Source organism: Actinomycetes bacterium (assembly GCA_022599915.1).
Classification (GTDB): domain Bacteria; phylum Actinomycetota; class Actinomycetes; order S36-B12.
Genome location: JAHZLH010000018.1, coordinates 17921 through 43813, shown reverse-complemented (window position 1 = coordinate 43813; position 25893 = coordinate 17921). Strand labels below are relative to the sequence as shown.

The 25893-nt window shown below is 58.8% G+C and carries 26 protein-coding genes; 17 read left to right on the top strand and 9 right to left on the bottom strand.

Annotation, left to right across the window (positions count from 1 at the left end):
• Positions 1-26 precede the first annotated feature (26 nt).
• From K0U62_03205 to K0U62_03160, 10 genes are all read left to right on the top strand, one after another.
• Positions 27-473, top strand: coding sequence for an NUDIX hydrolase (locus K0U62_03205; protein MCH9800526.1), 447 nt, complete (start codon positions 27-29; stop codon positions 471-473).
• Positions 470-2512 carry a hypothetical protein gene (locus K0U62_03200; GenBank protein ID MCH9800525.1) on the top strand — a complete coding sequence of 681 codons (2043 nt, stop codon included), beginning with the start codon at positions 470-472 and terminating at the stop codon, positions 2510-2512. The genes K0U62_03205 and K0U62_03200 overlap by 4 nt, the downstream gene beginning before the upstream one ends.
• A complete protein-coding gene (murJ, locus tag K0U62_03195; GenBank protein ID MCH9800524.1) occupies positions 2499-4247 on the top strand; it encodes a murein biosynthesis integral membrane protein MurJ in 1749 nt (582 codons plus the stop codon). The genes K0U62_03200 and murJ overlap by 14 nt, the downstream gene beginning before the upstream one ends.
• Positions 4248-4301: 54 nt before the next feature.
• On the top strand, positions 4302-4772 hold the full coding sequence (locus K0U62_03190) for a hypothetical protein (GenBank protein MCH9800523.1): 471 nt from the start codon (positions 4302-4304) through the stop codon (positions 4770-4772).
• 108 nt (positions 4773-4880) lie between these two features.
• The gene (locus K0U62_03185) at positions 4881-6311 is read left to right on the top strand and encodes a protein kinase family protein (GenBank protein MCH9800522.1); all 1431 of its coding nucleotides are present in this window, start codon (positions 4881-4883) and stop codon (positions 6309-6311) included.
• A 52-nt stretch (positions 6312-6363) separates the two neighbouring features.
• Positions 6364-6978 (top strand): RNA polymerase sigma factor SigM, encoded by a 615-nt coding sequence (gene sigM / locus K0U62_03180; protein ID MCH9800521.1) that lies wholly within the window; start codon positions 6364-6366, stop codon positions 6976-6978.
• Complete coding sequence (locus K0U62_03175) at positions 6965-7606, top strand: hypothetical protein (GenBank protein MCH9800520.1); 642 nt, start codon at positions 6965-6967, stop codon at positions 7604-7606. Before sigM ends, K0U62_03175 begins: the two co-directional genes overlap by 14 nt.
• A gap of 78 nt (positions 7607-7684) precedes the next feature.
• Positions 7685-8626: a thioredoxin-disulfide reductase gene (gene trxB, locus K0U62_03170; protein ID MCH9800519.1), complete on the top strand. Its 942-nt coding sequence runs from the start codon at positions 7685-7687 to the stop codon at positions 8624-8626.
• A 74-nt stretch (positions 8627-8700) separates the two neighbouring features.
• A complete protein-coding gene (gene trxA / locus K0U62_03165; protein ID MCH9800518.1) occupies positions 8701-9027 on the top strand; it encodes a thioredoxin in 327 nt (108 codons plus the stop codon).
• A 19-nt stretch (positions 9028-9046) separates the two neighbouring features.
• Positions 9047-10195: a peptidoglycan-binding protein gene (locus K0U62_03160; protein ID MCH9800517.1), complete on the top strand. Its 1149-nt coding sequence runs from the start codon at positions 9047-9049 to the stop codon at positions 10193-10195.
• Here the strand turns inward: K0U62_03160 and K0U62_03155 are convergent.
• Positions 10192-10338: a hypothetical protein gene (locus tag K0U62_03155; GenBank protein ID MCH9800516.1), complete on the bottom strand. Its 147-nt coding sequence runs from the start codon at positions 10336-10338 to the stop codon at positions 10192-10194. The two genes, K0U62_03160 and K0U62_03155, sit on opposite strands and share 4 nt — an antisense overlap.
• A 141-nt stretch (positions 10339-10479) precedes the next feature.
• On the opposite strand from K0U62_03155, the gene K0U62_03150 reads away from it, so the two are divergent.
• A complete protein-coding gene (locus K0U62_03150; GenBank protein ID MCH9800515.1) occupies positions 10480-11715 on the top strand; it encodes a PLP-dependent aminotransferase family protein in 1236 nt (411 codons plus the stop codon).
• Between the two features lie 9 nt (positions 11716-11724).
• Entirely contained in the window at positions 11725-12684 is a 960-nt protein-coding gene (locus K0U62_03145; protein MCH9800514.1) for a D-alanine--D-alanine ligase, read from the top strand.
• A 4-nt stretch (positions 12685-12688) separates the two neighbouring features.
• Here K0U62_03145 and K0U62_03140 read toward each other — a convergent pair whose 3' ends face one another.
• The 8 genes from K0U62_03140 to rpmH form a co-directional block, all read right to left on the bottom strand.
• Complete coding sequence (locus K0U62_03140; protein MCH9800513.1) at positions 12689-13633, bottom strand: ParB/RepB/Spo0J family partition protein; 945 nt, start codon at positions 13631-13633, stop codon at positions 12689-12691.
• A 187-nt stretch (positions 13634-13820) separates the two neighbouring features.
• Positions 13821-14825: a ParA family protein gene (locus tag K0U62_03135; GenBank protein ID MCH9800512.1), complete on the bottom strand. Its 1005-nt coding sequence runs from the start codon at positions 14823-14825 to the stop codon at positions 13821-13823.
• Between the two features lie 242 nt (positions 14826-15067).
• A complete protein-coding gene (rsmG, locus tag K0U62_03130) occupies positions 15068-15772 on the bottom strand; it encodes a 16S rRNA (guanine(527)-N(7))-methyltransferase RsmG (protein ID MCH9800511.1) in 705 nt (234 codons plus the stop codon).
• Entirely contained in the window at positions 15690-16295 is a 606-nt protein-coding gene (locus K0U62_03125) for a KH domain-containing protein (GenBank protein MCH9800510.1), read from the bottom strand. The genes rsmG and K0U62_03125 overlap by 83 nt, the downstream gene beginning before the upstream one ends.
• Positions 16296-16321: 26 nt before the next feature.
• Positions 16322-17302: a membrane protein insertase YidC gene (gene yidC / locus K0U62_03120; protein MCH9800509.1), complete on the bottom strand. Its 981-nt coding sequence runs from the start codon at positions 17300-17302 to the stop codon at positions 16322-16324.
• 136 nt (positions 17303-17438) lie between these two features.
• Positions 17439-17738, bottom strand: a complete 300-nt coding sequence (gene yidD, locus K0U62_03115) for a membrane protein insertion efficiency factor YidD (protein ID MCH9800508.1) — start codon at positions 17736-17738, stop codon at positions 17439-17441.
• Positions 17739-17869: 131 nt separating this feature from the next.
• Positions 17870-18205 carry a ribonuclease P protein component gene (gene rnpA, locus K0U62_03110; protein ID MCH9800507.1) on the bottom strand — a complete coding sequence of 112 codons (336 nt, stop codon included), beginning with the start codon at positions 18203-18205 and terminating at the stop codon, positions 17870-17872.
• Positions 18206-18209: 4 nt separating this feature from the next.
• Complete coding sequence (gene rpmH / locus K0U62_03105) at positions 18210-18347, bottom strand: 50S ribosomal protein L34 (protein MCH9800506.1); 138 nt, start codon at positions 18345-18347, stop codon at positions 18210-18212.
• 365 nt (positions 18348-18712) lie between these two features.
• On the opposite strand from rpmH, the gene dnaA reads away from it, so the two are divergent.
• From dnaA to gyrB, 5 genes are all read left to right on the top strand, one after another.
• The gene (gene dnaA / locus K0U62_03100) at positions 18713-20194 is read left to right on the top strand and encodes a chromosomal replication initiator protein DnaA (GenBank protein MCH9800505.1); all 1482 of its coding nucleotides are present in this window, start codon (positions 18713-18715) and stop codon (positions 20192-20194) included.
• 671 nt (positions 20195-20865) lie between these two features.
• Positions 20866-21975 carry a DNA polymerase III subunit beta gene (gene dnaN, locus K0U62_03095; protein MCH9800504.1) on the top strand — a complete coding sequence of 370 codons (1110 nt, stop codon included), beginning with the start codon at positions 20866-20868 and terminating at the stop codon, positions 21973-21975.
• A 6-nt stretch (positions 21976-21981) separates the two neighbouring features.
• Positions 21982-23112, top strand: a complete 1131-nt coding sequence (gene recF, locus K0U62_03090; protein ID MCH9800503.1) for a DNA replication/repair protein RecF — start codon at positions 21982-21984, stop codon at positions 23110-23112.
• Positions 23113-23137: 25 nt separating this feature from the next.
• Entirely contained in the window at positions 23138-23671 is a 534-nt protein-coding gene (locus tag K0U62_03085) for a DUF721 domain-containing protein (GenBank protein MCH9800502.1), read from the top strand.
• Positions 23672-23818: 147 nt separating this feature from the next.
• The gene (gene gyrB / locus K0U62_03080) at positions 23819-25846 is read left to right on the top strand and encodes a DNA topoisomerase (ATP-hydrolyzing) subunit B (protein ID MCH9800501.1); all 2028 of its coding nucleotides are present in this window, start codon (positions 23819-23821) and stop codon (positions 25844-25846) included.
• Positions 25847-25893: the final 47 nt, after the last annotated feature.

Here is a 25893-nt window from a genome sequence, read left to right as displayed (position 1 = left end):
GGGGTCGGTCAGCCCGAAATCTGTGGATGGGTGATCCCGTCAATGAGGAAACGAGCGCGGGGGGGTTGGTAGTCAATAGCCTGCCGACCCCCACTCAGGGCCTTCTAATTTCACGCTACGATCGCTGCAACCGCCTCATCTGGTCCTTCCCCAAAGGACACGTCGAGTTCGGGGAGAGCAACCAAATGGCCGCTCTGCGTGAAGTTCGGGAGGAGACCGGTATCGACGCACAGATTGTGGACCATTTGGGCGTCATAGATTTCTCCTTTACCGCTGACGGCCGGAGAATTCACAAGACGGTCCACCATTTTCTGATGGTTAGCAGCGGCGGCTCACTGAGCGATGAGGATCCCGAGGTTGAGTCCGTAGCCTGGATCGCCTTTGACAACCTAGCCAAGCGGCTTGCGTACTCCGATGAGCGAAAACTGTTCCACAAAGCTCGCGAAATACTCACTGGTGGTGGCGCACCATGAAGTACGCCGGATACCTGCTGGCCACACTCTTGGCGACCACGCTGTTGGCCGTAACCCCGTCGACTAGCGCGGATGAAACGGTTCAACCACAACTCTTGATCGAATCGATCACACCAGCTGCACCACAGCCGGATGCAGATCTTCGCGTCTCCGGGCGCCTCGCGAATACCAGTGACTCGCCCATCGTCACTCCCGCCGTGCAACTGCGTCACTCGCCACCGCCATTGGCCAGTCGTCAGGAGGTACGCGAGGTACTTGCTGGCTCAACGGTGCGAGCCGGAGTACCGGTCGCGGGAACGCGACAGGAGTTCGGCGACTGGTTGCAGCCAGGCCAGCAGATCAGTTTTCAGATCCGAGTGCCAGTTACCGAACTAGCCCTCCCCGAGTCCGGTGGCGTTTTCGCAGTCTTTGTTGAAGCGCTATCCGGTGAGCTAAGCGTTGCATCGACGGGAACGGTCTTTCCGTGGTTTCCGCCGACGGCAGAGTTTGAACCCTCGCAATTGGCTTTGCTGTGGCCGATTACCCAACGACCTGCTGTTGCTGCTCAGCGACTAGTGGTCGAATCGCAAGTGATCGCGGACTACTTACCCGAAGGACGGCTATCGAACCTTATTGCGTTGGGAACTGGGCAACGAGTCTCGTGGCTAATCGACAGCGCCACCCTGCAATCCGCTGAGGAACTAGCAAGTGGCTACTCGATCCAAGTCCGCGGGGAACGTACTCCGGGCGAGTCGACCTCCGCTGCGGCAGCAACAGCAAGGAATCTCCGGGCAATCTTGGATCGCAACACTTGGTCACTGATGCCGCAGTTCGCTGTCGCGGACGTGGATGCCATCTCCGACAGTGGGCTTAACGCTATTCTCGCCCGATCCATCTCACTGCCCCGGGTGATCCGAGCCGATCTGAGCTCTGGGTCGCGCGCCAGTGACGTCTTTATTTCCGGTAACTCACGGGTGCGTCCTGCGGCGATGAGCGCAGTCGCAGACGCTGGGACGAGGACAGCGGTGATGCCCGATGACCTCTTCCCACCACTACCGGCACTGCCATTTACCCCCACCGGGAAAACGACGATTTCCGCTGGCGGCACGCAACTCGACGTCGCCCTCACCGACACATATCTGGGGCAGTACCTGGCTGGGCGACTGCAATCTTCGGCGGAACAAAGCGCTGCGCTCCAAGGCTTCTTGGCGGAGACGGCCCTCATCACACTGGAACGCCCCGCAGAACCCAGAATCGTCGCTACGATGCCACCGCTGACCTGGGACCCGCCCATCGCCTGGTCGGAAAAACTACTCAAGCAGCTATCTCGCGCCGATTGGATACGGCTGACCGGGCTCAAGACGTTACTGTCCGCCACGGACTCGGTGGCTCGACAAGAGTTATGGACCGCCGAGCAGCCCACAAAGAGGCAACTGCCTGCGACCTATCTAGATCGAGTCGGCAAGCTTCAGCGACAACTGAACGGCTTGCTGGGAATCGTGGATGATTCCGCGGGATTCAACGAGGATTTTCAACTGGCGTTGCAGCGAGCAACGTCTGGCCTTTGGCGAGGCAAAACCGAGAAGCGCGACACGTTTCTGGACACCGTCGATTCGCAGTTAAGCGCGGAGCGGGCGAAAGTCTCGGTCATCACATCGGGGACGGTCACCCTAGCTGGTGACTCTGGAGTGCTGCCGCTGACGATCGCCAACGATCTTGATCGCAGTGTCACTCTCGCCGTTGAGTTGCGCTCCAGTTCGGGGCTGGCGCTGGACTACGCCGCCCCGGACCTCATCGCCATTGAGCCGCGCACCAAGGCCGGCCTAGAGATCCCCATTCGCGTTCTCAGCAGCCAGCCAGTCCAGGTGACCGTCGTGCTCAAAGATTCCCGCGGGCGCCTCTATAGCGAAGATGCCTCACTGGAAGTCCGCTCCACTGCAGCTAGCCGGATTGCCGGGCTCATCGTGGGAGTAGGAGCTATTGCACTAGTACTGCTCGCGGGCCTCAATCTTTTGCGACGCCGGGCCAGGAAAGGCAGTCAGCCCAATGACCGAGCGTGAACCTGACGGCGGGAGCGGCCCGCCCGACCCATTGGCGGGAACGGAGGCAGAACTCGCCAGCGCAGAGGTCAACGAAGCGGAACAATCTGGTCTCTTGCGCAACAGCGCGACCATGGCGGCTGCCTCCGTTGTCTCGCGGATCACGGGCGTCTTTCGCAACACTGCGCTCGCAGCAGCTATCGGTCTAACGATTTCTGCCGATGCCTTCGCGCTCGGAAACTCGCTGCCCGACATCGTCTACGTCTTGATTCTCGGTGGCGCGTTGAACGCCATTTTTGTGCCACAACTGGTCCGCCGGATGCACGACGACGCAGACGGCGGTCGGCGCTACACCGATGCCCTACTGTCTGCCACCGGCGTCTTGTTAATACTGGTGACAATCCTCGCGGTTGCTGCCGCTCCCTGGATTGTCAACCTGTACGTCACACCGGCCTACTCGCAGGAGCAGGTGGATCTTGCGGTTGCCTTCGCTCGGTACTGCTTGCCGCAAATCTTCTTCTTTGGCATTTACGCCATGGTTGGCCAGGTACTCAACGCCCACAACCGATTCGCTATGCCGATGGTTGCGCCGATCTTCAACAATCTGGTGGCAATCGCTACTTATCTGTCGTTCATCGTGATTTTCGGTTCTGCTGCAGCTGACGAGGGCTTACTGGATCCGCAGCAGACCGCCTGGTTGGGCATCGGAACGACTCTCGGCATTGTGGCCCAGTCTTTGGTCCTGATACCGGCGCTACTACGAACGGGCTACCGCTGGCGGTTCTCGACAAAGTGGCGGGGAATGGGACTGGGTAAGGCGGGAAAACTCGCTGGCTGGACCATCGGACTCGTGGGCGTCACCCAGTTGGGCTTTATCGTCATCACGCGGCTAGCCACCCTGGCGAACGTCAATGCAGCCGAGGCAGGAGAACCGGCAGCCGGTCTTGCTACCTACACGAACGCCTACGCAGTCTTCATGATCCCCCACGGCATCGTGACGGTCTCGATCGTGACCGCTCAATTACCGGGACTGTCGCGACTAGTTCACGCCGGCAAGCGAGAGCGAGCCGGGCGCGAAATCGGCCACACCATGCGACTGGTGATGACCGTGGTCGCGCCATTGGCTATCGCCTTATTCCTCGCGGCCGAGCCACTCGCTGCTTTGCTTTTCAACTACGGCGCTGCCAATGCAGCGCAAGCCCAACAACTGGGCATCGTTATCTCCATCTTCATGCTGGGTTTGCCGGCCTTCACGCTCTACTACGTGCTGCAGCGAGGCTGGTACGCCAGGGAGGACACCCGAACCCCGTTCTTCTTCTCCATTCTGATGAACGGGGTTCTCGTCGGCCTAGCACTGGCCATGTTCCCCGCGGCGGCTCCCGGCGGCCCGGAAGTCAACGTGCTGGCCGCTGCCTACGCTCTGGCAAGTATCGTCACGTTACTGGTGGCCTGGCCCGTCCTGAGTCGCTCCTACGGTGGCATCGACTCTCGTCACACCATTGCGGTATTCCTTCGGCTTGCGTTGGCCGCGGCTGTCGCAATGGTTGCCTCGGTGCTGACCGTGGCGGTGACCGGAACCCAATTTCTGCTGGGTGACTCGAAACTGGACGCGCTGGTGGATCTTGGGCTCACCTCGATTGTGGTTCTCGTCGTCTTCGTCGCTGCGACCTGGCTGCTGCGGGTTCCTGAAATGAGAGAGGTGCTCGGCTGGGCCGGTGGCGCGATCTCGCGTATCCCAGGAAATAAGCGGGCATAATGAGGCACAGCCCGATCACAACGGCGACCACCCGCACGACAGATAGAGCGAATCGTGACGATGCCCACAGTCTGGGGCAGTCCACTATTTAAGGACCTGCCAGTTGGTGCCGATTACTCACGTATGGGTGCAACGGGCTTTCACGACGATGCCGGCGCCATTGTGCTGGGATGGCTGACGAAGCTAATCCTGGTCTTGGTCGTCGGCGGCGTTGTGCTGTTCGATGTCATGGCTATCGCGTATGGCCAGGTGTCGGCCGCTGACGACGCTCGGCAAGTCGCCCGCATCGCCACCGATGCCATTGTGTTGAAGAATGCATCGCCCGACGAGGCGGCAAAACTTGCCTACACGCGCGCGCAGACGCGAGGCATTGACGTCACACCGGAGGCCATCACCGTTGAGCGAGATGGCTCGGTCACGGTGGTGATTGATCGGGATATCCAAACTCTGGTCGCCTACCGGATTGGCCCCATCGAGCATCTCTCCCGGGTGACAGAGACCTATACCAGCCCCGCCACCAGCTAGTGACTGGCTACCGCGGTTCGTTGACCGCAGCAGCCTTCCAATACCCCAACGACTGATCGGCGCGCCAGGATTAGGGCTCGGAGGGAGATCTTGGCTTATCATGAACAGGTGTCGACCCCCCCAGATTCATCTATTTCACAGCGTCAGGTGGGTCGATATATTCTGCTGGACCTCGTAGCGGAAAGCACCGGAACGGCGCTTTGGCTCGCGCGAGATCCGGCTCTCGATCGCACGGTGGCAGTTCGAATCCTGCCGCAAGCGGACCCTCGCGCCAGCCGTCTCCGCGAGGCGGCTGCTGGTGCCGCCAAGGTACTCGATCGCAGGACGGTGCGCGTCCTAGATGTGGTGGAAACCGATGAGGAACTGGCTGTGGTCACCGAATGGGTCACCGGAACCTGTTGGCTTGATCTTTTGGACGATGGCTGGTCACCACAAGAGGTGACCATCGTGGCTCTCGAGGTAGCACGGGCGCTGGAGAGTGCTCATCAGTCGGGTGTGACTCACGGGCGACTCCGGCCCCAATCGGTCATGATCACCGATACTCGGGAAGTCCGACTGCGCGGCCTCGGAGTGGACGCGGTTCTTCGCGGTGAGGATCCGTTCGACGACCCGTTTGCGGCCGATCTGCACGGAGTCGGGGCCCTGCTATACGTGGGTCTAACTCGAAAGTGGCCTGGGCCGGGCACACTGTCAGCACTTCCACCGGCCCCGCTGGCCGGTGGAAACACAGCTGCCGCTTCGGCAGTCGAGCCCAATGTGCCCACCGCCCTCGATCGGGTGATCAACCGTTCACTAACGACACTGGGAAATACCCGCGATCAGTCCTACCAGGACATGGCCGAGTGCGTCTACGCATTGGAAAATGCCGCAGGGGTCCTCGGCGCCACCTCAGCCGGAGATCGGCATCATGACGATACTGACCGGGCCACCAACCGGCTGCTGGGGCGTGTGGGCACCTTGCTGATTGCATTGCTGGCTATTAGCGGCCTAGTGCTGCTGCTCTGGCAACTCACTGTGGGAAATCGCGTGACCGAGGCAGAGGACGCACCGGCACAAGTACCAGCGGACGGTGCCACACCCAATGAACCGTCACCGGTCAAGGAACGTCCTTTCCCAGTAGTGGCGGTCCAAGATCATGATCCCGCCGGCGATGGCAGCGAAAATCCCGAGTTGGTCAATCTGGCTGTCGACGGGCGAAAAGTCACTGCCTGGACGACGGAGACCTACAGTTTCTCCGAACCCAAACCCGAGGAAGGGATCGGGCTAATCCTCGATCTGGGGGCAGTTCGACCGGTACGCGCAATCGATCTTCGCATGACCGACAGTGGGGCTGATTTTGCAGTGGCAACCACGACGAAGAACCCCAACAAGCCCGCCAACTTCAACGAGATTCTCAGCATCACCGGCGCTGGCGAAAAGATTCGGGTTCGCACCCCGGAAGCGATTGCTACTCGTTTCGTCCTCATCAAACTCACTCGGTTGCCGTTCGATGGCACGAACTATGTCGGTGGCATCAGCGAAGTTCGAATCTTGGGCTGACCTCGGGGGGTTGCCCGTGGTGGGCTGTCAAACCGCGTAGGCTCGTGCTGCCATGCAGTCCACCGATAGTTCCAGCGACGAGCAACTCCTCGCTGCCCACGTCGATGGCGATCCGCATGCCTTTGCAGAACTGTTTCGGCGACATTCCGATCGACTCTGGGCAGTAGCATTGCGCACCTGCCGCGACCCAGATGATGCCGCCGACTCGCTGCAAGATGCCATGATCTCGGCTTTTCGGCGCGCCAGTTCATTTCGAGGGGACGCCCGAGTGACCACTTGGCTGCACCGGATCGTCGTGAACGCCTGCCTGGACCGGATGAGATCGCGTAAGAATCGACCCACGATTGCGCTACCTGATACCGAAGCGGATGTCGGCACTCACGATGGTCGGGATCAGATTTCCGAACATGTCACTCGATTGACGGTGATGACCGCGCTTGCGGAAATACCCGACGAACAACGGATCGCCTTGACGCTGGTCGATCTTGAAGGATGGCCGGTCGATGAAGCCGCAGAAATCCTGCAAATCCCACCAGGTACCGTCAAGAGTCGATGCTTTCGTGGCCGACAGCGGATGGCGGAGTTGCTCAGGAACCATAACGAAGCGGGCGACGTCCCAACCAAGAGCAGCCGGATAACCGACGGGGTGAACGATGACAAAGAATGACCCCCACGACAATAGTGAACCCGAACAGGATGAAATCCGCCGGCAACTGTCCGCTCAGCCTGCTCCGGAAATCCCAGCCTCGGTCAGTGAGCGCATCACCGCCGCGCTCGCGGAAGAACAGCAACGCCGCACAGTCGAGGAACCCCGCCGTAATCGCTGGTGGATCCCGCTGGGAGCAGCTGCCGCGATAGCGCTTCTAGTGGGAATCGTTGTCATCCCGGGGGGCACTGATCCCGAACCGCAGCCGATCGCCGCAGGATGTCAAACCCCTGTTGTCGAAGGCGGCGACCTCGGTCCAGTCACCCAGCAAAGTGGCCGAGACTACACCCAAGCCGAACTAGCCGATCAAGCCAAGGACCTCGTTGCAGGCAGTTCGCCCTGTCCGGCACCCACTGGGAACGCCATTCCGTCCGATCGGACTACGGCCCCCGCGCCCAGCCCGGTTGCCGCCGACATCTCCAACTGCCTGCTGGAAGTAATCCCCGATCAAACTGTGGTTGCCATCGATATCGCAGACTTCGAAGGGGAAGAGTTGCTGGTAGCAGTCGTTGCCACTGAAACATCTGAGGCACTTGTCGTAGATTGTGCCCCTTCGCCCACGGTTGTCCACCGCACCGAGCTGGAGTGACTAGGGAATGATCCGGCTACCGCCGGACGTTATAGCCCGGTGTCCAGTTAGGATTCAGCTGAAGGAACAGGGGTATCGGTGAGCGAAGTCCACGATCTGATCATTGTTGGTTCCGGCCCGGCCGGTTACACCGCAGCGCTGTACGCTGCCAGAGCACAATTGCAGCCGATTGTCTTCGAGGGGGCAGTCACCGCTGGCGGAGCGTTGATGAACACCACTGATGTGGAGAACTTCCCTGGATTTCCCGAAGGAATCATGGGCCCAGAGCTCATGCAGCACATGAAAGCCCAAGCCGAGCGGTTCGGCGCAAAACTCATCACTGACGACGCCACCAAAGTGGATTTGACGAGTGACATCAAAACCCTGACGGACGGTAACGGCGAGGAACACCGCGCCAAGGCCGTCATCCTGGCGACCGGCTCCGGGTACCGCGAGCTGGGAATTCCCGGCGAAAAGGAACTGAGCGGGCACGGGGTTTCGTGGTGCGCTACGTGTGATGGTTTCTTTTTCCGGGATCAAAACATTGCCGTCGTGGGTGGCGGAGACTCTGCGGTCGAAGAAGCGACCTTCCTCACCCGGTTCGCGAAGAAGGTCTTCCTGATTCATCGGAGGGATGAACTGCGTGCCAGCAAGATCATGGCTGATCGCGCACTGAATGACCCCAAGATCGAGATGATCTGGGACACCATGGTGGAGAAGGCAAACGGTGATGGAAAACTGACCGGCCTCACGCTGCGGAATCGCAAGACCGGCGACACCAGTGAACTGCCCGTCACCGGCATGTTCGTGGCGATTGGTCATGACCCCCGATCGGAACTCCTGCAGGGCCAGGTCACCTTGGATGATGAGGGATACGTGATCGTAGACGCCCCTGGAACCCGTACGTCACTTCCGGGCGTATTCGCCTGTGGTGATCTGGTGGACCACACCTACCGTCAGGCGATCACGGCAGCAGGAACCGGCTGTGCCGCCGCGCTGGATGCCGAGCGCTATCTGGCTGATCTTGCCGCTGGTCAGTAGTACAACACAGCCATAGTGATGCGGCGGTAACCATCCCGGTCGCCTAGGCTGAGAGAAGAAGAAGGAAGGTCCTCGTGGGTCAAAACACAACCGTAGTCACCGAAGCGTCGTTCACCGCCGATGTACTGCAATCAGATAAACCAGTCCTTGTCGATTTCTGGGCGGAGTGGTGTGGACCCTGCCGAATGGTGGCTCCGGTTTTGGAAGAGATCGCTGGCGAACATGCTGACAAGATCACGGTCGCGAAGTTGAACGTTGACGAGAATCCGCAAATCGCGGCTAGTTATGGAGTGGTCTCCATCCCAACGCTCAACGTTTACCAAGGCGGTCAGGTCGTCAAGCAAATTGTTGGGGCGAAGCCCAAACAGGCACTGCTGAAGGATCTGGCTGAATTTCTGTGACCAGCCATCCGGTTGCACCATGTCTTTGATACGAATCGGTGACCGAGGACCGGCCGTTGCCGAAGTACGGGCGAGGCTGGCCCGCCTCGGCCTGCTGCCAGGTTCGCGCTTCGCTGAGGAGTCCCTACAGCGCGACCGACTGCGGCAAGGGCCGCTGGAACAAGAAGATAATCCGGCAGCCTGGAGCACTACCCAACTCATTAGTGCCGACTTCGACGAGGAAGTGGAAGCCGCAGTGCGCACATTCCAGCGCGAACGGGGGATCACTGCTGACGGAATCGTCGGCCCGGAGACCTTTCGGCGATTGGAAGAAGCTCGCTGGAAACTCGGGGATCGGACACTCGCCTACGCCGCAGGTCATCCCACCTCGGGGGAGGACGTGCTGGAACTGCAAAGCCGGCTCAACGCCATGGGTTTCTCCTGCGGGAAGGAAGACGGCAGTTTCGGCCCCGCAACTGACCAAGCAGTTCGAGAGTTTCAGAGCAACCTTGGGCTGCGTTCCGATGGTGTCTGCGGACCCAATACGTATCGATCCCTCGGGCAACTGCGACGCACGGTAGGGCAGGAGTCTAGCCAGGAGGTACGGGACCGGATCGCGCTGCAGAAAACGCGAACCGGCATCCAAGGCAAGATTGTGGTGTTGGATCCGGGAGCCACCTCGGCAAATCCCTCCATCGAAGCCTGCCAGCTATGCGCGAACGTTGCAGGCCGACTGGAACGTCGGCTCATCCCGTTAGGTGCTCACGTCGTAGTCACCACACCATTAGCTTCGGATGAAACGCCACCACCGGAAGAGGCCGATCGTGCGCGAATCTGCAACGAACTCAGCGCCGACCTAGTTATCTCCTTGACCGCCTTTAGTCGGGAACACGAGCCGACCGGGATCAGTGCCTACTACTTCGGTCGAGACGGTGGCTCACACTCAGTACCGGGCAAGATGATGGCCGCGATGTTGTTGGAAGAACTCACGGCGGAAAACACGGCAGTCAGTGCCGGGCCCCAGCCCCGCACCTGGGACATCCTGCGAAATACCCGCATGCCTGCGGTTCGAATCGCTATAGGTAACACCGGCGATGTCAACGATTCTGGTGCCCTGTCCCAACCTCAGCATTTGGACAACCTAGCTAGAGTCATGACAGATACGATCGTGCGATTCTTCGCGCCCTAGCGCAGCTGATCCTGCTGCAGTTGCCGCAAGTACGCAGACCTAGGATTCTTGTGCAATAACGACCAAGAGAATCCCGCCGCTAGCCCCGCTGCGAAAATAAATGCAGCGACGAGAAACGGGCGAGTTGGGATTCTGGTGCTCACTCAGGCATCGTAGAGTCCAAGTAACACCAGAGTCGACACCGCGCTCGATGAGGAGGAACCGTGAATCCCGCCGATCTGCCACCCGCTCCTGGATCCCGGCTGGATCCGTGGATTGCGGCGTACGCCGATCGCGCAGCCGGTATGACCGCCTCGGAGATTCGCGCACTCTTCGCCGTAGCCTCTCGCCCTGAGGTGGTGTCGCTGGCGGGTGGGATGCCCTACGTAGAGGCGCTCCCGCTCGATGCCCTCGCTGAAACTGCATCGCGACTCATCCGCGAACGTGGCGCTCAAGCTCTGCAATACGGCTCCGGGCAAGGAGACACCGTGCTCCGAGAGCAAATCGTTGACGTGATGTCTGACATGGGGGTGTCATCCCATCCTGATGACATCGTCGTAACCGCTGGTTCGCAAATGGCGCTTGACTTGGTGGCTCGCATCTTTTGCAACCCCGGCGATGTCGTTCTCGTAGAGTCACCAAGTTACGTGGGCGCCTTGGGTATCTTCCGCGCCTTCGAGTGCGACATCGTTCACGTTCCGATGGACGGCGATGGCCTGATCCCGGCGGCTCTCGAGGAAACAATCGCGGACGTCCGGGCCTCTGGTCGAACGATCAAGTTGATCTACACGATCCCCTCCTTCCACAATCCCGCCGGCATTACCCAACCACCCCAACGCCGCAAGGAGTTACTAGACATCGCCCTGCGCGAAGATCTGCTAGTTCTCGAAGACGACCCTTATGCGCTGCTGGGCTTTGACGGCGTCGTACCCCGAGCCATGCGGGCTGACGACAGCGACCAGGTCGTATACCTAGGATCTTTTTCGAAGACGCTGGCCTCAGGTCTACGCGTTGGTTGGGCCGTCGCACCTCACGGTGTCCGGGAAAAACTGGTTCTGGCCGCTGAGGCAGCCGTGCTGTGCCCATCGAACTTCACCCAAGGAGTCGTCTCGGAGTTCCTAGCCACCCAACCGTGGCGTGATCAAGTCGAAGTTTTTCGGGATGTCTACCGTGAGCGACGGGACGCACTGCTGGAGTCACTTGATGCGCTGATGCCACCCGGCACGGAATGGACACGTCCCGCCGGCGGCTTCTACTCCTGGCTGACGCTACCCGAGGGGCTGGATGCAACCGCCATGCTTCCCCGCGCGGTATCTGCGCTGGTCGCCTACGTTCCCGGTACCGGTTTCTATGCTGATGGTCAGGGTCGCCGCCATCTACGGTTGTCGTACTGCTACCCGGAACCGGATCGAATTCGGGAAGGTGTTCGCCGACTGGCTGCAGTGATGGAGCAAGAACTACAGATCGGTGAAACCTTCGGTACCGCAAGTGCGCTGCACCATCCTTCCGGCTCATCGGTACCTACCCCCGACATGCTCTGAGAGGCGCTCATGTCCAACCTCCATGAAACTCCCACGGTTCTCGTTCTCTGCGGCGGTCTATCCCCAGAGCGCGACGTATCGATCCGATCGGGTCGTCGGGTCGCCGAGGCCTTGCGATCGCAAGGCCTCGCTGTCACTACTGCCGACGCTGATGCCTCCTTACTGCAGCGCCTTGCCGAGGCCCGCCCGCAGTGTGTCCTGCCAGCACTGCACGGTACCGGTGGCGAGGATGGCTCCCTGTCTGATGTTTTGACAACGGTAGGGATTCCCTTTGTCGGTTCACCTGCAGATCCTGCACGTCTTGCCTTCGACAAGTCGGTGGCCAAGGGCGTTGTTCGGCACTGGCAACTACCTACTCCCGATTCGGTGGCTTTGCCACATTCCATGTTCCGCGAACTGGGGGCAGCGCAGTTGCTTGACCGATTGGTGGATCGGCTCGGCCTGCCACTCATGGTCAAGCCCACGCGCGGGGGTTCAGCGCTGGGTGCCTCGATAGTGCACGAGGCTACTGAGCTTCCCGCTGCCATGGTTGGTGCCTTCGCCTACGGCGATGTTGCACTAGTTGAGCGATACGTTGCGGGGACTGAATTAGCCGTGTCTGTGATTGATACCGATGAAGGTCCGGTGGCACTACCCGCAGTTGAAATTGTCCCGGACGGTGGCTTCTACGACTACAACGCCCGCTACACCGCCGGTGCTACTGAGTTCTTTAGCCCCGCCCGACTCGATCAGGCTACCGCTGCTCGGGTGGAGGACATTGCCGTGGCCGTCCACCAGAACATGTCGCTGCGGGACTACTCACGCATCGACTTAATCGTGGGGGAAGACAGCGAACCCATGTTCTTAGAGGCGAACGTCTCGCCCGGAATTACCGAAACCTCACTGCTGCCGCAGGCGGTCGAGGCCGCCTCACGGGATTTAGGTGCAGTGTTCGCCCAACTGGTGCACCGAGCAATCGACCGAGGCTGACCGATCAAGAGGGCTGAGATTCACTGCCCTCGATGATGTCGACAATGCGAGCAAGGTCGTCCACCGCAGCAAACTCGACGATGATCCGGCCTTTGGTTTTGCCAGATTCCACCCGAACTCGAGTCTCCAAACGGTCAGCGATTCGATCCGCCGCTGCTTCATACTCCACTGGGATCTGTCGCGGGGTGGCCGCGCGCCGCCGTCGTCCGCCAGACTCACCCACCATCACAAGTTCCTCGACTGCTCGCACACTCAGTCCTTCAGCAACGATCCGTGTCGCCAAAGTCTCCATCTCTTGCTCGGAGTCAGCGGCCAGCAGCGCCCGCGCATGACCTGCGCTGAGCACTCCTGCTGCGACTCGGCGCTGCACCTTCGGCGGAAGCTTGAGCAAGCGCAAGGTATTGGCGATCTGAGAACGTGATCTACCAATTCGCTCCGCGAGTTGCTCTTGCGTGCACGAGAAATCCTTGAGGAGTTGGTCGTAGGCCGCCGCCTCTTCCAGCGCATTGAGTGAGGATCGGTGCAGGTTTTCCAGCAACGCATCTCGCAAGAGCGCGTCATCCTCGGTTTCCCGGACAAATACCGGGATGCTTTCCAGTCCCGCGAGTTTGCTGGCGCGCAGTCTGCGCTCACCGGCGATCAGTTCGTAGCCGCCAGTCGCAGGTCGTACCACGATGGGCTGCAGGAGTCCGATGGTGTTGATGGAATGAACAAGCTCGGACAGCGCCTCCTCATCAAATACTTGCCGGGGTTGCCGCGGATTGGGCGAGATCGTGTCGAGCGGAACCTCTCGGTAGGCAGTCGCGACTGAGGCTGCCAGTTCACTTCCTGGGCTGGGTTCTCGCAGGTCAATGACCTGCGGAGAGTCTTGCGGCAGATCCTGACTATTTTCTGGTGCTGTAGGAATCAGCGCTCCTAAGCCTCGACCCAATCCACGACGCTGTGTCATCTCTTGCTCCCTCTTTCCCGCTTGGCACCACGGACAGCACGTCCTGTGGATACTCTGTGTGCACTCAGCGAGGCGAAATGTCCGATTTGCCCCAGATGTAGTATTTTCACAAGGTCACAACCAGACATTTTGGGGCCGGCTTGACAATCCCCAGGTCAAAATATGCTGTGGAGATACTTGTGGATAATTATTCATTCTCGTCTTCGCTTGTCACCGTCGTGTGGCTTGGTTGCGATGACTCCATGCGGGCCACCAGCTCCCGTGCCACTGCAAGATAAGCACGAGAGCCCACACTGTTCGGGTCGTACTGCAGGACGGTCTGGCCGTACGAGGGTGCCTCCGAGAGACGAACCGAACGCGGGACAACACTGTCCAGCAACTGCTCCGAGAAGTGCTCACGGACCTCTTGCGCAACCTGGGGTGCGAGTCTGGTCCGACCGTCGAACATTGTCAGCAGGATGGCCGCGATACGAAGTTGTGGGTTCAAATGCTGCTGGATGAGTTCCACAGTGCTGAGCAAATGGCCCAAGCCTTCGAGGGCGTAATACTCACTCTGCAGCGGAATCAGTACTTCCGATGTCGCTACCAACGCGTTCACCGTGAGAAGCCCAAGGCTTGGCGGGCAATCCACCAGCACGAAATCCAGCGGATCCCCCTGCTCGCGTCGCTCGGAGACATAGAGTTCGACGGCCTTGTGAAGTCGATTCTCCCGAGCGACCTGACTGACGAGTTCGATGTCAGCACCCGCCAAATCCACCGTCGCAGGAACCAGACCAATCGTGGAGATATCGGCGATCGCAACGACAACATCGGCTATGGACTTTCCCGAGACCAGCACCTCATACGTACCGGCGGTACCAGGACTATGCTCGACACCCAGCGCTGAGGAAGCATTTCCTTGTGGGTCCATATCAACAACGAGCACCTTGCGACCCAGAGCGGCAAGTGCGGCAGCCACATTGACGACCGTTGTGGTCTTAGCTACGCCGCCTTTCTGGTTGGCCACCGCAATCAGACGAGTCTCTGGTAAGGGGGCCAGCAGATCATCAATAGGCAGGCTGAGTGCATCACGCAAAGCCACCACATCTGTAGCCAGTTCAGGGCTGAGGGTGGGCGAGGGCTCTACTTCCGCTTGGCTCGAAGTTGCCGCTGAGTCAGAGTGCTCATCGGGTGTTTCACGTGAAACATTCATATTCACTCCTCGATCCAGATCGGATTCGCGGGCGGGGGTGACCGAACTACCAAAGGGGGACATGAACTCCCAGAACTCAACCCGGTCAGCAGTAGCCATTGACTCCCCAAACCCCTTGACTCTCCCCATGGCTACCAAGCCTAACCCCCGACCGAGGTCGACTCGCTCAGCCGGGTGGGAGAGTCGCAGCCAGGCATGTGGGTAGCTGGCTCGTGGACGCCGTCCCTGTCGTCAGGGATGCCTCATACCGCGTCGTGCTGCCGGTAACGCACCACTGTTGTCGGCTGATTCAGTCCCTCGCCTGCGATCTGCATGATTTGGGCTTGACCGAGACCTAGCGATGTGGCCAACTCCACGGTTACCGCAACTTCGGCCGCTGCTTTATCCCCCTTGAGCAGCACCAACTGTCCGTCCGTGTGCATCAATGGGCGGAGCCACAGCAGCAGCCTCGGTAATGGCGCTACTGCCCTGGCGGTCACCACATCGGCTCGCAGGTCCGTCAACTCTTCAGCCCGCCCCCTGATCACATCTACGCGACTGGCGATTCCCAGTTCCGCAACGACATCAACCAAAAACTGGCTGCGGCGCAACAGTGATTCCACAAGCGTCACCCGCAAGTCCGGCCGGCACAGTGCCCAAATGATTCCCGGTAATCCAGCCCCGGAGCCGACATCGATGACGGTGGACTCAGTGGGTAAGAGTTCGTAGTCGGTCGCGACGACGGCACAGTTCAAGAGGTGCCGTTCCCACAGCCGATCACGCTCTCGGGGACCGATGAGGCCGTGTTCAATACCTCGCGTGGCAAGAATCTCGCCGTATTCCGCAAGTTTCGGCAGATCCGCCGCTTGTTTCACGTGAAACACGTCAGACAGGAGACACCACGACGTAGCGTTCTGGGTCGCTGCCTTCACTCTCGCTAGCCAGTCCCGCTTCGGCCACCGCGTCATGAACGACCTTGCGCTCAAAAGCATTCATCGGATCCAGTCGAACTGGGCCTTGCGCAGCTTTGGCCTCGGCCACAGCTGCAACCGCAATTCGTTGCAGTTCTTGCCGACGAGCAGCTCGGAATCCCGCCACATCTAACATCAGTCGCGAGCGATGACCAGTCTCTCGTGCGGCCGCTAGGCGCACCAGATCTTGCAAGGAATCTAGTGTTTTCCCGCCATCACCAACGAGTAGACTGAGTTCGCCATCATTCACCTCAACCACCGCGACTGAGGCCCGGTCATTCTCCACGTCGATGTCGATGTCGCCGTCGAGATCGATGATGTCCAGTAGGGCCTCTAGGTAGTCGGCTGCTGCATCTCCCTCGGTGATCAGACCGGCGTCGGCTGGCAAATCCTGCCCGGCGTTGTCCGTTTCCTCGACTGCCTGGCCGTTATCACTTGCGGTGTCCGTGTCCTGCTCGTCTTCCCGAATTGGGGTGTCTTGGTCCGCCAAGACACCCGCTGGTTGAGTTTCCTCCGGCATGTGTGCTCCTTGTCGTGAGGGTCGCTCTAGGCCTGGGGGTCCGGATTTTGCGACCCTGGACCACGTTTACGTTGCGAACGACTCTTCTTCTTAGGTTGACTTCGCGGGGTTTGTTTTGGCTCGGAGGCCTTGAGGACCTCTTCGACTGACTCGGCCTCGCCACGCTTGACCGCTTTCTTGGCTTCCTTCGACTTCTTACGCTCTTCCCACGCCTCGTACGCTGGTGTGTTGGGCTGCGGATTGTTGCGGATTACGTAGAATTGTTGACCCATAGACCACACATTCGTGGAGAACCAGTAGATCAAGACACCGATCGGGAAGTTAATGCCAAAAACGCCAAACATGATGGGGAAGACGTAAAGCAGGATCTTCTGCTGCTTAGCCATGGGGTTGTCAGCCGCCATGTTCTTCAACATCAACTGCCGCTGGGTGGTGTAGGTGGTCCCCACCATGAGCACAATCAATACAAAAGTCACTATTCGAGTCGCGACCGGGCTGAAGCCGCCCGCAGCCACCTCATCAGCGGAAAGAAAAGTGCCGTAAAGAGGTGCCCCGAAAATTGCGGCCTCTCTAGCCTCTTGGAACAGGGCGTCGTACTGATCCCAGTTGAAGACGCCTTCTTTGGTGTTCGTTGCAATGCCCTGAAGGACGCTAAAGAGTGCGAAGAAGATCGGCATCTGCAACAGAATCGGCAGACACGACGACAACGGGTTTGTACCAGTTTCCCGGTACAACTTCATCATCTCTTGAGATTGCCGCTCCCGATCCCCGGCGTACTTCTTTTGAATCTCTTTCATCTGCGGCTGAATCAGCTGCATATTTCGTTGCGCTTTGATCTGCTTCACAAACAGCGGGATCAGCAAGATTCGGATGACGATGACAAGTCCGACGATGGAAAACGCCCAGGTCCAGCCACTGGCTGGATCCATGCCCACCGCGCTCAGTAGCTGATGCCACTGCACGAGAATCCAGGAGACGGCTGTTCGCAACCAGTCCAACAGGAACACAGGTATCTCCACAGGCTTGACGTGACATTCTAGTGTCGCTCACTCCGGGGAGGAAAAAACCGCCGGGTACCACAGCTCGGCAGTGAGCAACCCTCAGCGCAGGGTACCCGACCAAGACGATAGCCGAAAATCTCAGTCAATCCTGCCGAGACTGGGGTATTTCGTTTAACGTCTCGCCGGTCCGATTTCGTGGTGTGCCATCCGGTTTGACACTAGGAAGCCACCGACCGCGACGAGGTACCGGGTCCACACCGCCACCGCTCCAGGGGTTGCATTTCAACACCCGCCAACCAGCTAGAACGCTTCCTTTAAAAGCGCCGTGCCGACGGATGGCCACCAGCGCGTAGCCGGAACATGATGGGTGATAACGGCAACTACTGCCGAACAGTGGTGAAATGAAACGCTGATATCCCAGGATCAGACCCTGTAATAACATCCGAATCGGCCAACCCATCCAGTTGAGTAGCCGACTGCCCAGCGAGCGATTCGGGCGTTGACCTGGTGAATCTGGTTGCACCGACACAGCCCCAGCATCCCGGAGTTTCTTCGCTGGCGTCGTTGGCTGAGTCATAAGCGAGCCACCGCCTTACGGGTGGCAACTGCTGCCTCTGTCGCTAGATCGCGGCCCGGTTTCGCTGCACCAGGCAGTGCACGGAGCACCACATCCACCCTTGTGGGAACGCTGCGAAAGACCTCCGGCATCGCGTGCCGGAGAACTCGCGAAACTCGATGCCGTTGAACTGAATTACCGACGTTCTTGCCGACAATAAGCCCGACACGACTATTTGCTGACGCGGCCGGGGAGACGTGAGCGGTGATCCGACCGCTGGTGCCACGGGAACCATTTGACATTACCGCGGTGAACTCGGCACTGCGGGTCAGGCGTTGTGGCCGCGGCAACACGATCTCAGGCGGCGAGCCGCTCCCGACCCTTGCTGCGACGCGACTTGATGATGGAACGCCCCGCCCGAGTACGCATGCGATGGCGGAAGCCGTGCTTCTTGGCGCGGCGCCGGTTGTTCGGCTGGTAGGTGCGCTTCGACATGGTCGTTTCCTCTTCCTCCACACGATGTACCCAACGGGCAATCCCCCTACGGTACGGAACCTGGCCCGATGTGGTCAAACCCTATGTGACCGAAAATCGACATTTCACGGCCCTAGGGGTGGTCAAGATAGGTAACTGACCCCGCCGGTTTAAGTCGACACGCCGAAAAAGTTACGAACATGCAAAGAAATATTGGAATCTCGCTTGACGAACCCCCAGCCCGGAGGACTACTGTCGCACCGCACCGGAGGGAAAAGTAGGACTACCTGTTGGGGGTCAAACCTACTCGTGAACTATCCACAGGTTGTGGATGTTGCTGTGTACTCACACAGCAACATCGGTGATGGCACCTCGAAGGGGAGCGTATGGGTGGGGAAGCAACCTTGGAGCAGCTCTGGCCGGAGATCATCACCAAGATCACTAGTGACAGTGATTCGGTGACTCCGCACCAGCGCGGAATACTTTCACTGATCCAACCAGTAGGCATGGTCGGGCAAACGGTCGTGTTGGCCGTCCCGAGTGATTTTCACAAGGATTCCGTGGAAACCAAGCACCAAGGACCGCTCCTGACCGAACTCAGTCGCTTGTTCAATCACGACGTGCAGTTGGCATTGACGGTCGATCCCAAGTTGGCGCCCGGATTGGATGAGACCAGCACTGACGAAGTAGCTGACGCCACCTACGCCGCTGCCACACCACCCTCACCTCGATCAGCCCCCAGTGAACCCGATGTCACAATCCCCAGCCCCACCCCTGGACGCCCGGGAACGGGAACGCCGCAATCTGTCACCGACAACACCGAATCCCGGCTCAATCCCAAATACACTTTCGAAAGCTTCGTCATCGGTTCAAGTAACCGCTTCGCCCACGCCGCCGCAGTTGCAGCAGCTGAACAACCAGCGAAGGCCTACAACCCGCTCGTTATCTACGGCGAAAGTGGTCTTGGCAAGACTCATATGCTCCACGCCATTGGTCACTACACCCGGGAGATGTATTCACACACCCGAGTGCGCTACATATCGAGCGAAGAGTTCACCAATGAGTTCATCAACTCGATTCGTGATGACTCCTCGGCAGCTTTTCAGCGTCGCTACCGCGACGTCGATTTGCTGTTGGTGGACGACATCCAGTTCTTGTCCGGCAAGGTGCAGACTCAGGAAGAATTTTTTCACACCTTCAACACCCTGCATAACAACGACAAGCAAATCGTGGTCACCTGTGACATTCACCCCCGACAGCTTCCGGATTTCGAGGACCGGATGCGGTCACGATTCGAGTGGGGCTTGATCACCGACGTCCAACCACCGGACCTCGAGACCCGAATTGCGATCCTGCGTAAGAAGACGACTCAGGACAACATCCGGGTCCCTGACGATGTCTTGGAATACATCGCCGACCGAATCTCGAACAACATCCGAGAGTTGGAAGGTTCGCTCATCCGAGTCTCTGCCTTCGCCAGCCTCAATCAGCAACCGGTCACCGTTGATCTGGCTCAGGAAGTGCTGCGAGATCTGATTTCCGATCAGGGACGACCAGAGATCTCTGCTGGTCTGATCATGTCGGAAACCGCGCAGTACTACGGCGTCAGTATCGATGATCTGTGTGGGCCTTCCCGCAGCCGTAGCTTGGTAGCTGCGCGACAGGTTGCTATGTACTTGTGTCGGGAACTGACCGACATGTCCTTTCCCAAGGTAGGTCAAGCTTTTGGCGGCCGTGATCACACCACCGTCATGCATGCGGAGCGGAAGATTCGTAAGGAGATTGCGCAACGGCGCAGCCTGTACAACCAGGTGGACAGCCTGACGCAACGGGTGAAGACGCAAGCCCGTAGTCATCGCCCCTACTGAGTACCCCTTGCGGGCCGGCCGTGGCCTCCCGCAAGCCGCCCACGGTGCCCCGTGGCGCCACCTGACTTCACTGGACAGTTCTTCAATAGTGGTGAGCTTGAGATGTTTAACCGTCGGACTATCGCGGTACATCAGAGGTATGGAAAAATCTGATTGGGAAATCCCAGCCGTCGCGGCAGCCGTCGTGCTGGTAGCTGTGGCAGGGGTTCGCTACGGCTGGAACAACCGCGTTCGATCCCTGTACCAATGACCGCTGTTACTCGCATAGACATGAGTCCCCGCCACCAGTTGTAACTACCTGTTGACTACCTGTTGACAGGTGCTGGAAACACAATCTTGTAGTTCCCTGCAAACAGGGAAAAGTTTTACTGTCGAAGCTGCTTATCCACACTCGTACACAGTCCGGCTGAGAACTACACAGGTTGGCTCTGGATAGAGACACGCATAAACCCAGCGCAAATCGGGTGTTTTCCACACTATCCCCAGTACCTATGACTACTACGAACCACTTAACTCCTAGAAACTTAATTCACCTAAGGGAATGTGGATGGTGTCCCGTTCCCGCAACACAGTGAGTTATCGATCTAGTTGCCATTTCAAAAGGCTGCGGACAGGCGATTTCCTATCGGACCCGGTATGGCAGGATGAGCGGGCAGATCGCTGGAGGAACCATGAAGATTCGGGTGGAACAGGACGAACTCAAAAAGGCCGTCGGCTGGGCTGCGCGTACCTTACCCAGCCGACCCTCGTCGCCACTGCATGCAGGTATCCGTATCGAGGCCGGCACTGACGTCATTCAACTCAGTACTTTTGATGCCGAGACATCGACACGAGCAGATGTGACTGCCGTAGTTGATGAGCCTGGCGTTGCCATGGTTCCTGGTCGACTACTCGCCGACATTGCCAAAGAGGTACCGAAGCAACCGGTGGAGTTGACGCTGGATGGAAGCCGGTTGAATGTTCGGTGCGGTCGAGCCAATTTCGGACTGCCCACCTATCCGCTGGATCAGCAAGCTGAGATGCCCGCCATGCCGGAACATCGCGGTGAAGTGGACGCCGAGACCTTCACCGAGGCAATCGCACAAGTGCAGATTGCCGCCAGCCGCGACGACTTATTGCCGCCGCTAACTGGGGTGCGGATTGAACTGAGCGACACCAGCATGACTCTGGTAGCCACTGATCGGTACCGATTGGCAATCCGAGAACTTCCTTGGCGCCCGGCCGGCAGTGGCAACGAGTTGAGCGCTCTCGTCAAGGCTCGCCAGCTAACTGACCTCGCCCACTCGCTAGAAGCCGAGCAGATGGTGAAGGTTGCCTTGGCTGACGGGGAGGAAGGCCGCATCGGCTTTAGTCTTGCTGGTCGAGAACTGATCACTCGGGTCGTACACGGTGAGTTTCCTGCCTACCGGGCGTTGCTGCCGGACTCAGCTAGCAGTCGGGTAACGGTTGCTACCGAGGATTTGATGGCTGCGGTGAAGCGCGTGAAGATTGTGACCAGCGAGCGGAACACCCCCATCACGCTGACGATCTCAGACGACGAAGTACTGCTGCGTGCGAGTGGCTTTGACGATGCCTTGGCCGCGGAATCTTTGGAATGTCGTCTGGAAGGTGAACCACTAAAGATTGCGTTCAACCCCGAACTGATCATGGAGGGTTTGAATGCCATGAAGGTCGACGAAGTGGACATTGCTTGCAACGGCTCCAGCAAGGCGGCAGTATTCCAGCCGACGACTGGCGAGTCAGGATACCGCTACCTGCTGATGCCGATGCGCTTCAGCTGATCGTCTATGTGGGTTCGCTCTGTCGATGTCGAGGACTTTCGCTCCTATGACAAGGCTCACGTGGATTGGGAGTCCGGTGCGGTCATTCTGTGCGGCCCCAACGGTCGCGGAAAGACGAACCTAGTTGAGGCAGTTGGCTATGCGGCTGGGCTAACTAGTCATCGGGTCAGCACCGATTCGGCACTAGTAAGAGTTGGCCAAGAGCGGGCAGTAATTCGTCTTGGAGTAGTGATAGCTGGCCGAGATACCGCCATCGACCTACAGATCAACCCAGGCAAGGCAAACCAGGTTCGCGTCAATGGGGCCCCCCTCCCTCGCAGTCGCGACGTACTGGGGATCTTCCGCTGTGTCACCTTCGCACCGGAGGACCTGAGATTGGCAAAAGGGGAGCCAGTCGATCGACGACGATTTCTTGATGGCCTGATCGTGCAAGCATCACCACGTTATGCGGCCGTCCGCGCTGACTTCGACAAGGCTCTCAAGCAACGTAACGCCCTGCTGCGATCAGGTACCAGCATGGCCAAATCAGATTTCGAAGCATCGCTGCGGGTCTGGGATGACCGGTACCTCCCGCCGGCCGCTGAACTGACCTGGGGTCGGATCAATGCGGTCCGGCGACTCAAGGAACCGATGGCCGCGGCCTACCGGGCCATTAGTCCGGTTGCTGACACTTGTGCCATTAAGTACTCCTCGAGCGTGGCTGGACTAGCGGAGGCCAGCAGCCTTCCAGAACTCACCGCGTTGCTGGCAGCAGCACTAGCCGAACGTCAGCCAGAGGAACTACGACGTGGCAGCACGTTGGTGGGACCGCACCGAGATGATTTAGCGATCCGACTAAACGACATGCCAGCAAGAACTCACGCAAGTCATGGTGAGTCATGGTCACTTGCTCTGGGGCTACGACTGGCTTCTTTCACAGTGCTGACCGATATAGGTGAGGAGCCGCCGGTTCTGATCTTGGACGACGTCTTCGCAGAACTCGATCAACAGCGCCGGTCTCGACTCGTCGCGGCCATCAGTAGCGCTGAGCAGGTACTAGTGACTGCAGCGGTAGAGAGCGATATTCCCGTGGAGTTGGTCGGGCAGCGTTGGAGTGTCGACCAGCAGGGCACCTCCCACGTGCAACCGATGGACTAGTGGGCCAGACCGTATGCTGACAACCATGGCGGAAGAGACCGTGGATGCGGCCGCGCAGGCACTTGCGCGGGTACGCGCGGCTGGTGTCAATCGCTATCAGCAATCCCGTAAGCCGTCCGGGTCGCACTACAGCAGCTCCGTGTCTGATGATCGCGACCCAGGGCTCCTGGGCCGAGCGCTCGACAACTGGGTCAAGGGTCAGGGACATTCCGATCGACTGGCAATAACTGGACTATTGAATCGATGGGTCGACATCGTTGGTCCTCAGGTGGCTGAGCACGTAAAGGTCGCAGAATTTCGGCCTGCGGACGGTGGCACGGTGGCGCTAGTGGCGGATTCGCAATCATGGGCATTGCAGATGAGATATCTGAAAGACAAAGTGCTGGCCCGGATTTCCGATGAGCTGGGACCTGGTCTAGTCGCGCGCATCACGATCTCCGGTCCAGCAGATAAGCGCCGGCGGGGCGGCAAATTTCGGGTGCGGCACGGTCGACGAAGCCCCCGAATAAGTGATTCACAGCCACAAAGTCTATTGGAAGAGCCACCTGAGGCTTTATAACCTTGCAGGGAGGGGGTAGGTAGGGGGAGTTGTGAGCCTACCTTAATATCCGGAAAATGCCCTTACAGGCCCGCCATGGTCTTGAGTTGAACATTTTCACGGTAGGATGGCAGACGTTGGGGTTCACACGAACCGTATCCAAAGAGCTTGTACGTATCGGCCATCTCGTGGCGATACCGCGTTCTGTGCCAGCAAGGAGAGTCGTTGTCTTACGACGCAAGCGCCATTACGGTGCTCGAAGGTTTAGAAGCCGTCCGCAAACGCCCGGGAATGTACATCGGATCCACTGGTGAGCGTGGGCTGCACCACTTGGTCTACGAGGTGGTGGACAACGCAGTAGATGAGGCCATGGCCGGCTACTGCGATCACATTGAAGTGGAGCTACTCACCGATGGTGGTGTCCGGGTCACCGACAACGGCCGCGGAATTCCAGTGGACATCCACCCCGAAGAAGGGCGACCTGCCATAGAAATCGTGCTGACCGTGCTGCATGCGGGCGGTAAGTTCGGCGGGAGCGGTTACTCAGTCTCCGGCGGTCTGCACGGAGTTGGCGTATCGGTGGTCAACGCGCTGTCCTCGCGGATCACTGCCGAGGTTCATCGGGACGGATCGGTATGGCGACAGAGCTACACCGGCGGAGTTCCGGATGAGGCGCTGGCGCAGGGCGAAACAACTGATCGCTCGGGTACAACCATCACGTTCTGGCCCGATGATGAGATTTTTGAGACGACTCACTTTGAATTTGAGACTCTTGCTGCTCGGTTCCAGGAGATGGCGTTCTTGAATCAGGGACTCAAGATCGAGCTCATCGACGATCGAGAGCATCCACCAGTTGAACCCGATCAGGTAGTGGAGTCGGAGCCGCTAGATCAGCGACGTCAGGTGACCTACCACTATGCCGGCGGAATCGCGGATTTCGTCACGCACTTGAACTCCACCAAGGGGGCCGCCAACCCGAGTGTGATCAGTTTTAGTGGTGAGGACGGTGAGGGACGAATGACCCTGGATGTGGCCTTGCAGTGGAATCAGGGATTCAACGAATCGGTCTACACCTTTGCGAACACCATCAATACCGTGGGCGGTGGCACTCATGAGGAGGGTTTCCGGACGGCGTTGACGTCGCTGGTCAACAAGTTTGCTCGGGAGTGGGGGGTCCTGAGAGAAAAGCAGGCAAACCTGTCCGGTGAGGACATCCGCGAAGGTTTAACCGCGATTATTTCACTCAAGCTCGCCGAACCCCAGTTCGAAGGTCAAACCAAGGGAAAGCTGGGAAACACTGAGGCCAAAACTTTTGTGCAGAAAGTCGTCAACGACCACCTCGGTGCTTGGTTTGAGGCCAACCCAGCAGAAGGTAAGAGCATCGCCCGGAAGTCTGTTGATGCTGCGGCAGCCCGGTTCGCAGCCCGCAAAGCCCGTGATCTTGCCCGCAACCGAAAGGGTCTACTCGGTGGCGCGGGTCTGCCGGGCAAGCTGATCGATTGCTCCTCCCGGGAACCGGAAGAATGTGAAATCTTCATCGTTGAGGGTGACTCCGCCGGAGGTAGTGCCCGCAGCGGTCGCGATCCTCGGATTCAGGCAATCTTGCCGATTCGAGGAAAGATTCTCAACGTAGAGAAGGCCCGTATTGATCGAGCGCTGAACAATAATGAAGTGCAGGCAATTGTCTCGGCCTTGGGTACCGGCGTAAAGGAAGAATTCGACACCGGAAAACTGCGCTATCACAAGATTGTGTTGATGGCGGATGCAGACGTGGACGGTCAACACATTCGCACGCTGCTGTTGACTTTCCTGTTCCGCTTCATGCCAGAAATCATTGAAAGTGGTTTTGTTTATTTGGCTCAGCCACCGCTGTACAAGATCGACTGGTCGCAAGGCGAACCCGAGTATGCCTACTCGGATCGAGAACGAGATGCACTCCTAGCGGCTGGCAAAGCAGATGGTCGCAAACTTCGACGTGGTGGTGAGGTGCAGCGATACAAGGGACTGGGCGAAATGAACGCCAGCGAACTGTGGGAAACGACTATGGATCCGAGTAATCGGACGATGCTGCGAGTAGATATCGACAGTGCAGCTGAGGCAGACGAAATTTTCAGCCAACTAATGGGTGAGGACGTGGCAGCACGTCGGAAGTTCATCCAAGAAAACGCATCAGACGTCCGCTTTCTGGACGTCTGATCAGAAGGAAACACTGTGCCGGAAGATGACATTGTCATAGTCGATCC